The organism is Paenibacillus sp. FSL E2-0177, assembly GCF_037992975.1.
GTDB lineage: Bacteria > Bacillota > Bacilli > Paenibacillales > Paenibacillaceae > Paenibacillus_AQ > Paenibacillus_AQ odorifer.
Genome location: NZ_CP150307.1, coordinates 5,430,315 through 5,446,113, shown reverse-complemented (window position 1 = coordinate 5,446,113; position 15,799 = coordinate 5,430,315). Strand labels below are relative to the sequence as shown.

The 15,799-nt window shown below is 46.3% G+C and carries 12 protein-coding genes; 10 read left to right on the top strand and 2 right to left on the bottom strand.

All coding sequences use genetic code 11. The annotated features are described in order from the left end of the window. Positions 1-30: 30 nt before the first annotated feature. Positions 31-699 (bottom strand): SOS response-associated peptidase, encoded by a 669-nt coding sequence (locus tag MHI25_RS24330; RefSeq protein ID WP_340394506.1) that lies wholly within the window; start codon positions 697-699, stop codon positions 31-33. Between the two features lie 156 nt (positions 700-855). Between MHI25_RS24330 and MHI25_RS24325 the strand changes: the two genes are divergently transcribed. The 6 genes from MHI25_RS24325 to leuS all read left to right on the top strand — a co-directional run bounded on the left by MHI25_RS24325 (position 856) and on the right by leuS (position 7,644). Next, positions 856-1,311, top strand: a complete 456-nt coding sequence (locus tag MHI25_RS24325; protein WP_076129681.1) for a DUF523 domain-containing protein — start codon at positions 856-858, stop codon at positions 1,309-1,311. 128 nt (positions 1,312-1,439) lie between these two features. Beyond that, positions 1,440-2,591 (top strand): cysteine desulfurase family protein, encoded by a 1,152-nt coding sequence (locus MHI25_RS24320; RefSeq protein WP_076179374.1) that lies wholly within the window; start codon positions 1,440-1,442, stop codon positions 2,589-2,591. A 92-nt stretch (positions 2,592-2,683) separates the two neighbouring features. After that, positions 2,684-3,205 carry a PRC-barrel domain-containing protein gene (locus MHI25_RS24315; protein WP_036677560.1) on the top strand — a complete coding sequence of 174 codons (522 nt, stop codon included), beginning with the start codon at positions 2,684-2,686 and terminating at the stop codon, positions 3,203-3,205. 14 nt (positions 3,206-3,219) lie between these two features. Next, complete coding sequence (locus tag MHI25_RS24310; protein ID WP_036677557.1) at positions 3,220-3,429, top strand: hypothetical protein; 210 nt, start codon at positions 3,220-3,222, stop codon at positions 3,427-3,429. 179 nt (positions 3,430-3,608) lie between these two features. Further along, positions 3,609-4,676: an AI-2E family transporter gene (locus MHI25_RS24305; protein ID WP_036677553.1), complete on the top strand. Its 1,068-nt coding sequence runs from the start codon at positions 3,609-3,611 to the stop codon at positions 4,674-4,676. Between the two features lie 517 nt (positions 4,677-5,193). Next, complete coding sequence (gene leuS, locus MHI25_RS24300; RefSeq protein ID WP_076129683.1) at positions 5,194-7,644, top strand: leucine--tRNA ligase; 2,451 nt, start codon at positions 5,194-5,196, stop codon at positions 7,642-7,644. 61 nt (positions 7,645-7,705) lie between these two features. Here leuS and comER read toward each other — a convergent pair whose 3' ends face one another. Next, positions 7,706-8,557, bottom strand: coding sequence for a late competence protein ComER (gene comER / locus MHI25_RS24295; protein WP_036677548.1), 852 nt, complete (start codon positions 8,555-8,557; stop codon positions 7,706-7,708). A gap of 187 nt (positions 8,558-8,744) precedes the next feature. Here comER and MHI25_RS24290 point away from each other — a divergent pair, with 187 nt between their 5' ends. The 4 genes from MHI25_RS24290 (at position 8,745) to MHI25_RS24275 (ending at position 15,795) form a co-directional block, all read left to right on the top strand. After that, positions 8,745-9,446: a ComEA family DNA-binding protein gene (locus MHI25_RS24290; RefSeq protein WP_339169382.1), complete on the top strand. Its 702-nt coding sequence runs from the start codon at positions 8,745-8,747 to the stop codon at positions 9,444-9,446. 113 nt (positions 9,447-9,559) lie between these two features. Continuing rightward, positions 9,560-10,078 carry a dCMP deaminase family protein gene (locus MHI25_RS24285; RefSeq protein ID WP_076137388.1) on the top strand — a complete coding sequence of 173 codons (519 nt, stop codon included), beginning with the start codon at positions 9,560-9,562 and terminating at the stop codon, positions 10,076-10,078. A gap of 120 nt (positions 10,079-10,198) precedes the next feature. Continuing rightward, positions 10,199-12,874 (top strand): ComEC/Rec2 family competence protein, encoded by a 2,676-nt coding sequence (locus MHI25_RS24280; RefSeq protein ID WP_340394504.1) that lies wholly within the window; start codon positions 10,199-10,201, stop codon positions 12,872-12,874. An 857-nt stretch (positions 12,875-13,731) separates the two neighbouring features. Next, positions 13,732-15,795: a glycosyl hydrolase 115 family protein gene (locus MHI25_RS24275; protein WP_340394503.1), complete on the top strand. Its 2,064-nt coding sequence runs from the start codon at positions 13,732-13,734 to the stop codon at positions 15,793-15,795. Positions 15,796-15,799: the final 4 nt, after the last annotated feature.

Below are 15,799 nucleotides of genomic sequence, written 5' to 3'. Positions count from 1 at the left end.
TCATTCCTACCATTTGAATAATATTGTTTTCTATATCTCATTGATTAATTCCTTCGTATTATTCCGGACATTTCCCACTGTAGTGGAAACCGGATAGGCTCTCATTTGATGCTGATCATAGGGTTTAAGAAGCTTTATTAACGAAGTTGCGTCTTGATTGCTCCGGCTTAGCCATTCAGGCTCATCCTCAGGCTTCAAAATAACTGGCATACGGTTGTGGATTTCAGCCATAAGTTCATTTGGGGTAGTCGTTATAATCGTGCAGGTACTTAATTTATTACCTTCAGGGTCCATCCAAATATCATACAATCCGGCCATTGAAAAAATACCCCCATCGCGCATCACGATTCGCATGGGCTGTTTACTGCTGCCCTGTGCCTTCCATTCATAGAAACCATCAGAAGGGATGATGCAGCGGCGGGAGCTTACTAATCGCTTGAAAGAAGGCTTCTCAAGGAGTGACTCTACCCGGGCATTGATCATTTTACTGCCGATTTTATCATCTTTGGCCCAAGAAGGAACCAGACCCCAGCGCAGTTCCCCAAGTTTATTGCTGGACCCTGTGTTAATGACTGCCGGAATTTGCTGCATGGGTGCTGCGTTATATGTTGGAGCATAGTGGATAATGGTAGAATCATTGGCAAAATATCTGACCATCAGCTCTTCCATGGTGACTGTTATTGTATATCGTCCGCACATTTTATACACTTCCCATTCGGTCGTTTTTGAGGCTAGATTTGTTTACAGCTTGTAATCAGCATGTTATGCTCGAAATATTTCTTAGCTTGAACGGCTGTTGAGGGTTGTATCTTATTATAAACGAAGCACAATGAATGAAGAAAGCGGTGCATATAGGTGATTTTGGTAAGCTCTTGTTTAGCTGGCATGAAGGTAAGATATAATGGTACGGATTGTTTGGATGAGAAAATTCAGAAGCTTTTGAATGAGAATCAGGCTATTGCTGTGTGTCCGGAATTATTAGGGGGATTCTCTACGCCTAGAGAGCCAGCTGAAATTGTCGGCGGGGATGGTGAGGATGTGCTTGCAGGAACGGCAAAAGTAGTGGACCGGTCGGGAACAGATGTAACAGAACTATATTTAAAAGGGGCCTATATTACGCTTGAAAAAGCTCAAGAGGTTTCAGCCACGATGGTAGTCCTCAAGGAAAACAGTCCTTCTTGCGGCAGCACCATGATTTATAACGGAGAGTTCAAAGGGAAGAAGATCGCTGGCAACGGCGTGACTGCGGCTTTACTTAGAAAAAACGGCATAGAAGTTACCTCTGAAGAGAATTGGCTGTCATTATCCTAGCCTATACAGGGAATTGATTACAATATTGTGTTCTTTAGTTTGTGGAAAACTAACTTCTCGCGCGGTATAATTTAATAGTTCTTAAAAACGAACTATTGTCCTATACCCTAGAAGTGGAGAAATGAATGATGAAAACCATCTATTTGGACCACGCCGCATCAACTCCGGTTCATCCCGAGGTGGCCAAGGTCATGCTGAATATAATGACAGAACAATATGGAAATGCGTCCAGTGTACATCAGTTCGGACGTTCAGCCAAGAAAATATTAAATGGGGCGCGCGATACTATCGCCGCCTTTTTAGGCTGCTCGCCGGAAGAGTGGGTGTTCACTGGCGGCGGAACCGAAAGCGACAATCTAGCCCTCTATGGAGCTGTCGCTGCTGTTGCCCAGAAAGGCAATCATATTATCACCTCTGCGATAGAGCATCATGCAGTGCTACATACCTGCGAAGAGCTGGAGAAGGAAGGCTTTAAGGTTACTTATCTTCCTGTGGATTCTACAGGCCGAGTATCCGTTGCAGACGTAGAAGCAGCGGTGCAGGAAGACACGGTGCTAATCAGTGTAATGTATGCCAATAATGAGGTAGGAACCGTTCAGCCGATTCAGGAAATTGGCCAGCTTGCCAGAGAGCGGGGAATTCTGTTCCATGTTGATGCTGTACAAGCTCTTGGTGCCTTACCGATCACACTGCGGGAGCTTCCGGTAGATTACATGAGCTTTACAGCTCACAAAATCAATGGACCTGGGGGGATCGGTGGCCTTTATGTGCGGAGTGGAGCACCGCTGCATCCAAGACTCCACGGTGGCCTTCAGGAGCGCGGCAGACGAGCCGGAACAGAAAATCTAGCAGGTACTGCTGGATTTGCCAAGGCTGTTGAGATAGCAGTTACAGGTCTATCAGAACGTCGACAAAAAGTGCAGCTCCTGCGCAATAGACTACTTGAAGAGCTGGATACGCTGATTGGACGGGAAAGTTATTCGATTAACGGCAATACCGATCATTTTTTGCCAAGTATACTGAATTTGAGCTTCCCGGGAGCTAGAACAGATGTTATGCTGATGAACCTGGATATGGACGGGATTGCGGCGGCAAGCGGTTCAGCCTGCACGTCAGGATCACTGGAAATATCCCATGTTCTGAGAGCAATGGAGCTTCCAGAAAATATTTTAGGGTCCGCGATTCGATTTAGCATGGGTTTGGGTAATACTACTGAAGAAATTGAGTACGTTGCTCGAAAAGTTGAAACCATTCTGAATCGGCTGCGTATCAGAGACTAGTTACTTCTAGGCTATGATAGGTATCCCGATCATTCGGGCTTTCACTTTTTGAGAACTCGTAATTACACTCAAAGTGAGGAGACCGAGCAGCCATGAAACTTCAAGATCTGATCGGCTTGGCTGTATATGAAGTTGAAGAGGGTAACGCAATCGGCAAAATTGTCGATATTTTGCTCGATTCAAACTGGAATATTACGGGTATTGAACTGGAAAGCAAATCTTTTTTTGGTGGCCATGTGAAATTTGTGGCATGGGAAGATATTGTGGCCTACGGCGAGGATGCTGTCATGATTCGTAGTAAAGAGTCGATTGATAAGATAGATGCCGATCATATACCTTGTACTTTTCTACTTGGAAAGAACAAACTTAAGGATTTAAAAGTGCTAACTACAACTGGAACTATACTCGGACGAATATCTGATGTTTATTTTGACCAAAAGTTGGGAAACACAATAGGAGCGCTGGAAATTAGTGACGGGCTTGTCACTGATTTGATCGAAGGCCGCAAATGGCTGCCTTGTTCTGACGAGATGTCCATTGGTGAGAATGCATTAATGGTTCCTGCGATGAGCGAAGAACGGCTACAAAAAGCCATTAATATTGTTAACGGATAGGTGGAATGTATTTTATGAAGTGTCCAAACTGCAACTCCAAAGATATCGGAAAGATCGGTTCCCACCAGTTTTATTGCTGGGGCTGTTTCATCGAATTGACGGTAAATGGCGAGAAAATGTCGGTTTATCAAGTTGAAGAAGACGGCACACTAAGCTCACTGGATGACCTGTTCTCCGGGGATGATATGACTCAGGATTTCCCGCAAATTCATGCGTCGTCTTAACTATGAATCTTGCTTTGTAAGCAAGACTGCTCTATGTACTTAAGCGTCAATTTCCTTTCAGCTGAAATCAGTTGCAAGGTTATTGACGCTTTTTTGTGTGTTTGATGGTTATTTTGCTGCGGCCATACATATACTTATTTACGAAGCTAGTCCAGGCTCTACCGCAGGAGGGTACTCTCATGGAACAATGGTCCCAAAGTAAATGGTTCCGCTGGATGATCGGAGTGCTGCTATCCCTGATCATTTTGTATTTTGTTTGGTTGCTTCGTCCGATGCTGCAGGGGATTTTTGTATTCTTAAAGGCAATCCTCGCTCCATTTCTGGCAGCTATGATTATTTCCTATGTGCTGAATCCCGTGGTTAGTATGCTGGCCGGACGGAAGATGCCGCGTAGCGTAGCTGTTCTACTTATATATGCAGTGTTTCTAACGGCGATTACCGTGATCGCCATCAACCTTATCCCGATGTTTATTGAGCAGCTTGAAGAGTTAAATGAACATCTGCCTGAGATCACACTGCAAGCCCAAGGCCTGATGAGCCATATGAATACAAGGCTAATACCACCTGGGGTTGAAATGGGGATGAACAACTGGTTTTTTCAACTGGAGAATCGTCTGGCCGAAGGGATTTCTCATTTTCTCGATAACATAGGGACAACGATTAACTTGCTGTTCAATGCTTTTATCGTGCCGTTTCTGGTGTTCTATATTCTGAAGGATTTTGACGTATTTGAACGGACGGTGGTCTCTTGTCTGCCCCGCGCACGCCGCAAGTCTATTGTTACTTTGTTAAAAGATATTGATGCCGCGCTCGGCAATTACATTCGCGGACAATTTCTGGTCTGCATCATTATAGGTGTGCTCGCCTATATCGGCTATGCTATCGTCGGAATGCCTTATGCCTTACTGTTCGCCAGTGTGGTGGCAGTATTTAATATTGTTCCGTATATGGGTCCTTTTCTAGGGGCTGCACCTGCTATTGTGATGGCTTCGACCGTCTCTTTTCGATTAGTTCTACTGGTTGCTGTGGTAAACACTTTATGCCAAATTGTGGAGAGCAATATTATTTCTCCACAGGTAGTAGGCAGGACGCTACATTTGCATCCGCTGCTTATTATCTTTGCATTGCTGGTAGGTGGTGAGCTGGCAGGGATGATTGGACTGATCCTTGCTGTACCGTTCTTTGCAGCTGCAAAAGTCGTTATTCAACACTTTATGGCGTTTTTAATCAAACGAAAGCCTGTATAAAGGGATAATCATTGACTATTGATAACAGTTTTGTATATAATGTTGGGGAATATTACTGATGACTCAGTATATAGTTGTTCGATGATGAGGAGTATTAATTCTATACCGTTATTGCAGAGAGCCGGCACTAAGGTGCGAGTCGGTTAACGGAACAGAGTGAACTCACCTCGGAGTAACGGTGCAAGTTTACAGGATATCCATAAGAGATAATGGATGTCATGAATGAACCGCCGTCGCCTCACCCCCGCTAAAGGGTGCAAAGTGAGTGGCAGAATAAAGTATATTCAGCCGCTAACTAGGGTGGTACCACGGGAATTATAACCTCTCGTCCCTAGCGATAATACGCTAGGGATGGGAGGTTTTTTTGTAAATATAAGAGAGTATACGTTTCACGCAATACTTCATGTCTTATATTTCCCGCATAAATGCTTACCGTCCTTATAAGGACACCGAGGGCGTATATGCTTGGTTAAGGAATAAGAAATCTAAGAAGTAACACTCCAAGGAGGAGCAGACAATGAGCGACAATCAAACAAATAGCATACCCGCTACTGGTTACCGGGCGCAGGCTATTGAGCCGAAATGGCAAAAGTTCTGGGATGAGAACAAAAGCTTTAAGACAGGAGAAGATCCTGAAAAACCCAATTTTTATGCACTGGATATGTTTCCGTATCCTTCAGGTGCAGGACTGCACGTAGGTCATCCAGAGGGTTACACAGCGACGGATATCGTTTCTCGCTACAAACGGATGCGCGGTTTCAACGTATTGCATCCGATGGGCTGGGATGCTTTTGGACTTCCGGCAGAGCAGTATGCGATGGATACCGGCCAGCATCCACGTGATTTTACCGATAAGAACATCGATAATTTCCGTCGTCAGATCAAATCGCTGGGTTTCTCCTACGATTGGGACCGCGAGATCAGTACGACAGATCCGGATTATTATAAATGGACACAATGGATTTTTATCCAGTTGTATAACAAAGGCCTGGCTTATGTAGCAGAAGTACCTGTTAACTGGTGTGAGGCACTGGGTACGGTACTTGCCAACGAAGAGGTTATCGATGGTAAAAGTGAGCGCGGAGGTCACCCTGTCGTGCGCAAACCGATGCGTCAATGGATTCTGAGAATTACAGAGTACGCTGAGCGTTTGCTGGAGGATCTGGAAGAGCTGGATTGGTCCGAAAGCATCAAGGATATGCAGCGCAACTGGATCGGGAAATCAACAGGTGCAGAAGTGAACTTTAACATTGAAGGTCACGAAGCTAACCTGACCGTGTTTACTACACGTCCAGATACACTGTTCGGAGCAAGTTACTGCGTATTGGCACCAGAGCATGAGCTTGTTGATGTGATTACAACTGAAGCACAGCGTGCTGCTGTGGCAGAATATCGTGAAAAAGCTTCTCGTAAGAGCGATCTGGAGCGTACGGATTTGGCGAAAGAGAAGAGCGGTGTCTTCACAGGCGCATATGCAATTAATCCTGTGAATGGTGCTAAGGCGCCAATCTGGATTGCAGATTATGTGCTTGCTGGTTACGGAACGGGAGCAATTATGGCAGTTCCGGGTCACGATACTCGCGACTGGGAATTTGCTAAACAATTCGGCCTGAATATCGTGGAAGTCGTTCAAGGCGGCAACGTTGAAGAAGAGGCTTATTCTGGAGATGGCCCGCATGTCAATTCTGATTTCCTGAATGGACTCAAGAATGAAGAAGCGATTGCGAAGATGATTGCTTGGTTGGAAGAGAAGGGCGTAGGTAAAGGCAAAGTAACTTATCGTCTGCGTGACTGGCTGTTCAGCCGTCAACGCTACTGGGGAGAGCCCATTCCAATTCTGCATTTGGAAGACGGCACAATGAAGACTGTTCCGGTTGATCAGCTGCCGCTGGTACTGCCAGATGTAGAGGCAATCAAACCTTCGGGTACAGGGGAATCTCCACTTGCGAATGTAACAGAGTGGGTGGAAACTATCGATCCTGAGACTGGCATGAAGGCTCGCCGCGAGACGAACACCATGCCGCAATGGGCGGGCAGCTGCTGGTATTACCTGCGTTATATTGATCCGAAAAATGATCAAGAGCTGTGCTCCCCTGAGAAACAAAAAGCATGGCTTCCAGTAGATCTGTATATTGGTGGAGCGGAACATGCCGTGCTTCACTTGCTCTATGCACGATTCTGGCACAAGGTGCTTTATGATCTCGGCGTAGTTGAAACAAAAGAACCTTTCCATAAGCTGGTTAACCAAGGTATGATTCTTGGAAATAATAATGAAAAAATGAGTAAATCACGCGGAAATGTCATCAACCCTGATGAGATTGTAGAAGCATTTGGTGCAGATACGCTGCGTGTGTATGAAATGTTTATGGGCCCTCTGGAAGCAACCAAACCTTGGAATGAAAAGGGTGTAGAAGGAGTTCACCGTTTCTTGTCCCGTGTATGGCGCCTGTTCGTGAGTGAAGATGGTAAGCTGAGCACCAAAATCACAGCAGACGGTGGCACTGACGAGTTCAAACGCACTTGGCACAAGACCATTAAGAAGGTCACTGATGATTTCGAGCATCTGCGTTTCAATACCTCAATTAGCCAATTGATGATTTTTATTAACGATGCTTATAAGCAAGAAACTTTGTCCCAAGAAGCTGCTGAACACTTCGTACAAATGTTGTCACCACTGGCGCCTCACATCGCTGAAGAGCTGTGGCAGCTGCTCGGTCACGAAGGAAGTATCAGCTACGTGGCTTGGCCAACGTATGATGAAGCATGGACGGTGGATGCTGAGGTTGAAATCGTTATTCAGGTAAATGGTAAAATCGTACAACGCGCATTGATCCCGCAGGATATGGGTCAAGAAGAGATGCAAGCTCATGCGTTGTCACTCCCGAATGTGAGTGCAGCAGTAGAAGGTAAAACCGTACGCAAGATCATTGCGGTTCCTGGCAAGCTTGTAAATATCGTAGTGGGTTAAGCGAAGAACGCAATATTGCCCGCAGCAACGGAGAATTCCGTGCTGCGGGTTTTATTGTTTTCTAACGGTCTACGGGACTTTGAATAATACCGTCATGCCCAAATAACGCATCCAGCTTGGTAACATCCTCATCGTATTTATCATGGGTAGTCATGATGAGACGTTCGAATACGCCCTCAAGGCTAATGCGAAGATGGTTCAGTGCCTCTGCGGTAATCCCACCACGGACAGCTACACGTTCTTGAAGCTCTTGCGGGGTGAATTCTCCTTCTGTTAGCAGCTTGCCTGTTCCAAGCAGCATTTCACCTGCAAGCCGGCTGATTAACGTCTCTTCAATCCCGGTAACTTCCACCGCAGCTTCAATCCAGCGTTCAATGAAATAGCTCAAGAACGCAGGTCCGCAGCTGGAGAAATCAGAAGCGATTCGGGTATGGGCCTCTTGAATTTCCAAAGGAACACCTATGAAAGACAACAGCTGCAGCAGCACGAGCCTGTCTTCTTTATTAAGCCTGCTGCCAAATATGCACAGTGATGTCCCACTTTTGACACAGTGTGTAATGCTGGGGATGATCTTGGCTATTTTGGACGGCAAAGCGGATTCCAGATGTTGCAATTGAACGGGACTTGTAATGGATACGACGATTTGATCGCTACGGAGATAAGGGCCGATCTCATCTGTTAAGGTTTTGAATTCCAGCGGTTTTACACATAAAAAAACAATGTCACTTCCAGTCGCTGTTTCACTATTGCTTCCGCATAAGTTTATGCCGGGATGACGATCTTCTAGCTCCAGCAGTTTATTCAGACTGCGGTTGCTGGCGAGTACATCGCACGGATTCAGGGCTCCGGAAGAAAGAAAGGCGTCAATCAGCAGGCTGCCCATGCTGCCTGTTCCGATAAATCCAACTTTCACCTGTGGTTCCTCCTTTCTAGCGTTGCTTATTTACTAACTGACATGAATGCTCTTCGTTATATGTATGCAGGATAGACTTGGACAGATGACAGGTTTTGTATGAATTATTAAAGGAGTTTCCAGCCGCAGGAATGTATGAAGATTCACAAAAAGGCATAAGAAGAATTTTTGTGAGGAGGAAAGTAATATGAATAAAGGAAGTATCGTACTCGGAGTGGCTGCTGCTGTAATAGGAAGTGGGCTTTTATGGGCGGCAGGGAGCAAGGGCGATTCCGGGATTGCCGGGTGGGAGACTTTGAATGTTGGTATGGAGCAAGCGGTTGGAATCGCTGAGTCTGGTGCCGCTCCAGCTGCTGGGGGCAGTGAGGGAGGTCATCAGACGAAGGGAAATAAGCTACATTTAGAGAAAGATGCAGGGCAGGCTGAAGCTGCTGGGAATGCTGAAGAAGGTGAGAAGGTTAAGGAGGCTGCGCAAGCAGAACAAGCTGACCAAACTTCGGCAGCTGAAAAAGCTTCGACAGCAGTTGCGGGGGAGAGAGCAGAAGGAGCGGGCCAAACGCCAATGGCAGAAGGCCAAACACCAGCAGGGGCAGAAGTTCAAATGCCAAACATTGCAGGGAAGCAAACGCCGGCAGGGGATAAAGTTGTTGCGGCTAAGGAGACAACTGAGCTTTCCATATCAGCAGCTTCACAGGAAGGTAAAGTAAATGTGAATACTGCGGGTGTTAAGGAGCTGATGGATCTTCCGGGCATCGGAGAAAAGAAGGCTCAGGCAATTATGGATTACCGCAACCGTGCAGGGACCTTTCGCAGCCTGTCTGATCTGGGGAAGGTAAAGGGGATAGGACCTAAAATGCTGGAGAAGTTAAAAGCTTTAGTAATATTTTGAAGATAAATAAGAAATGAAGATCGTTGGAAGTGCCACAACCGTTGTCCTAGTGAAAACTTGCGGGGATGTGCTACAATAGTTAACAACTATTTAGAAGGATATGGAGATTGATTATGACTACTGCCTATCGTAAAGACTGGGATACTTATTTCATGGACATTGCCTGTATGGTCTCAACACGTTCACGCTGCTCACGACGACATGTAGGTGCTGTACTGGTGCAAGGCAAGAAGCTGCTTGGTACCGCGTACAACGGGGCGCCAATGGGCGTACCTGATTGCTCAGAGGCAGGTTGTATGCTCTCGGAGCAATATGAGATGGAGATCGTGGATGGCGTAGAGACTATGGTGAAGAAACAGCGCTGCATTCGCACGATTCATGCCGAACAGAATCTTTTGCTATTCACAGACCGGATTGACCGGGAAGGCAGTACCGTCTACGTGACGGATGAGCCTTGCTGGACCTGTGCAAATATGCTGGCTAATAGCGGTATTGTGGAGATTGTGTATTATCGTCCTTACCGTAAGGATATGGAAAAGGTAGAAGCAATGATGGCTGCCAAAGGCATCGTATTTCGCCAATTGGAGAACTATGAGCCGCCAAGTGAAACGATGATTAAAGTAGCGGAGTAGCTGTATTGTACAACCCTAATTGAATAAGATGGCTTGAGGAAGAACCTCTCGTGCGCTTTTATGGCGTATGCAGAGGTTCTTTTTTTTTGTTAAATCTTGCGAAAGGAGGAGAGTGGAGGCATGAAGGAGAGACCCTTATTAAGTTTTACAGTGTGCTGGATTGCTGGAAGCGCAGCAGCGTGTTTAGGTTCAGGGTTTAGAACGTGGTTGGCGTGGGCTGGTTTATTAATTTTACTGGTGAGTATGAGGGTTTGGGTGAACATGAGATGGAAACAGCTGGCGATATTTTGTTTGGCGATTAGTTTATCCGCTGGATATTGGGAATGGAATGAAGGCCGCAATTTAAGTCACCTGCCTGAAGCGCTAGGGAGATTATTGTCGGAGTTGAATGAGACTGCCGTGGAGGCTAAGGGGACGATAGTTTCCGTTGTGGAACGGGACGGGGACCGGGTTGATTTCACGATGAAGCTCTCAGAGTTATCGTTGATTACTGAGGAAGATGCCGCTTCACCTGATCCGCGGGACGAACAAGATAAAAGAGTGCATGGGGAGTTAATTATGGTGCAGATCAAACTACTTGCCGAGCAAGAAATCGCTATTGCTGCGGAGTGGCGCAGAGGGGATCAGGTGTCGCTAAACGGTGTACTTGAAGAGCCAGCAACAGCGCGGAATTACGGAGGGTTTGATTATAGGGCCTATTTGCATACGCAGAAGATTCACTGGATTCTAAAGAGTCAAGGTGCAGAAAATGTACAAGCAACTGCTCCAGATTCATGGAATCCGTTAATGATCTTACGCTGGAATGATAAAGCGCGGGCAATTCTTGGAGCGGAGACGGATCGGCTGTTTCAAGCGCGCCACTCTGGATATATGAAGGGTTTGGTGATTGGGATGCAGGATGATCTCGATCCGGATACCTTTAAGCAGTTCTCACAACTTGGTTTGACACATATCCTCGCCATTTCAGGTATGCATGTTGCGGTGTATGTTGGTGTTCTTTTATTTATATTCAGGCGCTTACGGATGACAAAAGAAACCACGCTAACAGTCACCTTAGTGCTCGTTCCTGTATACGTCCTGTTGACAGGTGCGGGTCCGTCTATCGTGCGTGCGGGATTAATGAGTATGATTGCATTGCTCGCTGCACGAGTTGGCATGCTGAAGGATGGACTGAATATTTTGGCTGCAGCGGCACTGGTTATGCTGATTTGGAATCCTTACATGCTGCTCAGTGTCAGTTTCCAGTTGTCGTTTCTGGTGACCTTAGGATTAATGGTCTACGTTCCGCTTATGGACCCTCTGCTGAGCGCACTGCCACGCTGGCTTAAAAGCGCCGTCTCTGTGACTCTAGTTGCCCAGTTGGTCTCATTTCCATTGACGATTTATTATTTTAATCAATTTTCTCTGCTGTCTTTAGTGGCTAATCTGGTTTTTGTGCCCTTTATTACTTTTATCGTATTGCCGTTAGGAACGCTTGCGCTACTGCTTGGACGATTGTGGGGAGATGCCGCGATTTTTTTGGCACATATTACGGAGCTGCTGAATAACGTTACTTTTTATGCGGTTGAATGGATTAATGGTTTTGCTGGTGGAGTTCTGATTTGGCGCTCGCCTTCACTGCTGTGGATCGGAGTGTATTATGTCTTATTGTATGGGCTGTTGTATGCTGCCAAGCTAAGAGTAGAAGCCCGCGCAACACCTCAGTATATGGAGGATGAGACGAGGCCGTTAGCTGAGATTGGTTTATCTGTGAACAAGCACGGCGGGTTTGGGGGAACGGGGAGCGCACAGTATTTTTTGGATGAACCTAAGATTGTACGTTGGAGCGGAGCGATTGTTCTACTATCTGCGGTTGGACTGGGCCTAATGCTGTACAAGGGTTATCAGTCAGAACGTCAAGCGGGTAAAGGGACGATTAGTTACCTGGATATCGGGCAAGGCGACAGTATCCTCATCACTACACCAAAAGGAGCTCATATTCTTGTAGATGGTGGAGGAACGTTAAATTTTGGGCAAAAAGAAGAATGGCGCATTCGCCGCAGCCCGTTCGAGGTAGGGGCTAAAGTGTTGGTGCCTTTGCTTAAAAAACGTGGGATCCACCGTCTGGACGCGATTATTTTGACTCATGGGGATCAGGATCATGCCGGGGGACTCCAAGCCGTTATGGAGGCGATTCCGGTTTCGGCACTGCTTTTTAATGGCACACTCGCTGACCGTGAATCTTATATGGAGATGATGCGGACTGCGCTGGAGAACAATGTTCAACTGTATGCCGTACATCAGGGAATGAGGCTTTCCCCGGATGATAAGACGGAGCTGTCCTTTTTATGGCCGGAAGAACAAGATAGAGAGGGAGCAGCGTCAGGTTCTTCTATGCTGAATAGCATCCCACTGCTGGAGGATCAGAACCACGATTCTGTAGTTTTTCGTCTAGAGATGAACGGAAGAAATTTTCTATTTACCGGAGATATGGATCTGGAAGCCGAGGAGGAGATTGTGCAGCAAGCCCTGCAAAAGCGCATTAACGCAGGACCTGTCATTGACGTTTTGAAAGTAGCTCACCATGGGAGCAAAACTTCAACAGGCGAGTCTTGGCTGCAGTTTTGGCACCCAGCCGCTGCGGTGATTTCTGCAGGAGTAAATAATCTATATGGTCATCCGAAAGCTGAGGTATTGGAACGTTTGGAAGCTAATCAAGCTGCTATTTTTAGAACGGATCAGCAGGGAGAGATCCAGATGCGTGTGCGGGCCGACGGGATTATTGTGCGTCATAAGTTGGCGGAGGGAGCGGATTAGGGAGGTAGTCGAGTAATGTGATTGAGTGCTGGGTTGGTGTATGTTAATTTTCGCAGGCTCTATAAAGTCCCTTTAAGGCCCCTTTAAAGCTCCTTAAAGCCCCTTTAAAGCTCCTTTCGTGGTCTTTTACACCACTATAAAATCTAAAACCTTGTTTAGTTGCACTTTGTGCAATAGATCGCACCTTAAAGTAGCTGGATCTTCATTTAGTTGCACTTTGTACACTTAAAATCTGGAAAAACGCCTATTTTTCTAATTTTGAGCAGAAATAGTTGCATGAAGTGCAACTAAATCACTTTATGAGCTGGAAAGATCTTTTTTAGTTGCACAAAGTGCAACTAAACGCTCCATATGAACATATCAAAGCACCTCAGTTACATATTATCGTTGTAGCGATACTAACTTTCACATAAGTTCCTGTTACTTGCTGATGATCCCAGTCCATTTGTTCTAGCACCAGCTGCTCTAATAATGCAGATGATATCCTGTCTAGCACCTGCTGTTTTAGCGTAGTAGCTACTGTCCCTGTTCTAGCACCAACTACTCTAATACTGTAACTGTTGTCCTGTTTAGCACCAGCTGCTCTAATACTGTAACTGTTGTCCTGTTTAGCACCAGCTGCTCTAATACTGTAACTGTTGTCCTGTTTAGCACCAGCTGCTCTAATCCAGTAGCTCTAGGAACCGCCGTCCTCCTCCAGTAATTATTACGTACGCATGCACAATCTATGTAAACGCTTTATAATAGAGATAGAAGATTCTGGTAAACTCTATGCCTACTTAAACTATGTTGCAAAGTGCGGTGGTGAGAAGCTTGTGTCCTCCGTGTTTTGTAGCGAATTAGGAGATGAAGCGATAGTGAATACATATGCAGAATTTAGAGTCACAGCGGAAAGTGTATATGATGTTCAAGTGGAACGCAGTAATCCAATTGGACATGCTTGGCGGATGATCGCCAGGGATCATGAGCAGGTGTTCGGAAAAGCTCCGGTACAAGGAGCAGCAGCTACTGTAATTATTCGTTATGCGACAGAGGATGATGGCTGCCCGGAATGGGCGGAGGGTTTTTGTTTGCGTTTTACAGGTAGTGAAGAGGATCGGATCTTGCATATTATCGGCCGCGATGAATTGGGCATTATTTATGGGATGCTTCATTATAGCCGCCACGTGCTTGGTGTCGATCCCTTCTGGTTCTGGGCGGAGCTTCCTCCTGTTAAGAAAGATGCGATCAATTTACCTATTTCTGATTACAACAGCATTCAGCCAAAGGTACGCTACCGAGGTTGGTTCGTGAATGATGAAGTGTGTCTTATCGGCTGGAAGGAGGATTATCCTCCGACGGCGGAGGTATGGGAGCCTGTTTTTGAAGCGCTGCTGCGCTGTGGTGGAAATATGGTAATCCCGGGGACAGATTTGCCGAGAAACGGAATTCATCATCAGCTTGCGGTGGATATGGGACTGTGGATCACACATCATCATGCGGAGCCGCTTGGCGCGCAAATGTTCCTACGTGCTTTTCCGGGCAAGCAAGCCAGCTATAAAGAATATCCAGAATTGTTTGAACAGCTGTGGAGAGAGGCCATCGAGCGGCAAAAAGATGAAAAAACACTCTGGGTGCTCTCTTTCCGCGGACAGGGTGATAAACCTTTTTGGGAGAATGATCCCTCTTTTGATACTCCGGAGAAACGGGGCGATTTGATCTCATTTGTAGTTCGCAAGCAATACGATATGATCTGTGAATATGTGGACCAGCCTGTGTGCTGTATGGCGATGTACGGAGAAATTGCAGAGCTGTATAAACAAGGAAAGATCGAAGTGCCAGAAGGTGTTATTAAAATATGGGCGGATAACGGATACGGTAAAATGGTGTCGCGACGACATGGCCATCTGAATCTGCGCGTGCCTGCTCTACCCGAGGCAGGAGATCAAGGCAAAAACGGGGTATATTACCACGTCACCTTCCACGACTTGCAGGCCTCTAATCATCTAACACAATTCCCAACGGATCCGTCCTTTATAGTGGAGGAATTACAGGGGGCATTTGCGGCAGGGGCTAGTGAATATCTGCTAGTGAATTCAGGGAATATTTTGCCTCATCTCTATACATTAGATCTGACAGCAAAGTTGTGGATGGATGGAACAGCAGATGCTGATGAACAGCTTCAGACCTTCGTTAACCGTTTCTACACAGCGCAGCAGGGGCGAATTGCACAATTGTACAAAAGCTACTTCAAAAACACCATAGTATATGGTCCTAATGCTGACGACCGCGCAGGCGATGAATTCTATCATCATCCGGCAAGGCAGATTATAGGGCATTGGCTGCAAAATAAGACGGAGAGCGATGAGCGACTGCGCTGGGCCTCAGGGGATGTTCCTTTTTTAGAGCAGGTTCGATGGTTCAGGGATCGAGCTGAGCGAGTAATACTAGTCTGGTATCTGCTGCGAAAGCAGTGCCTAGAGGTGATGGAACTTTTACCCGAAAAAGAGCGAAACAGGCTGCATGTTCAACTGCTAGTTCAAATTGAGCTGCATTGGAGCGGGTGCAGAGGGTTATCCTCTCTTTGTCAGGCGTACATGTGTTACCAAGAAGAGCGATTTCCAGAGGCGTTTATCGAAGCTTCTCATGCGGTTTGGGATTATAAGGAGGGCCAGCAGGCTCTTTTACGGGCAGAGATCGGCCAGTGGGAGCATTTTTATCGGGCTGATTGGTTGACCAATATTGCCAACACTATAGATCATGTAGAAACGGCCCGTAAATTTTTGCGGATTCAGGGGGATAGTCCGGATATGTTTTTATGGTATAAGGAATATTTGATGCCCGAGACCGAAAAGCATATCTATCTGGAAAATACGCATCGTAATCCGTTATCAGACGATGAGCTTGCACGGCGGCTACAGGAGAAATTCAGCTCTCTTTAAAAAA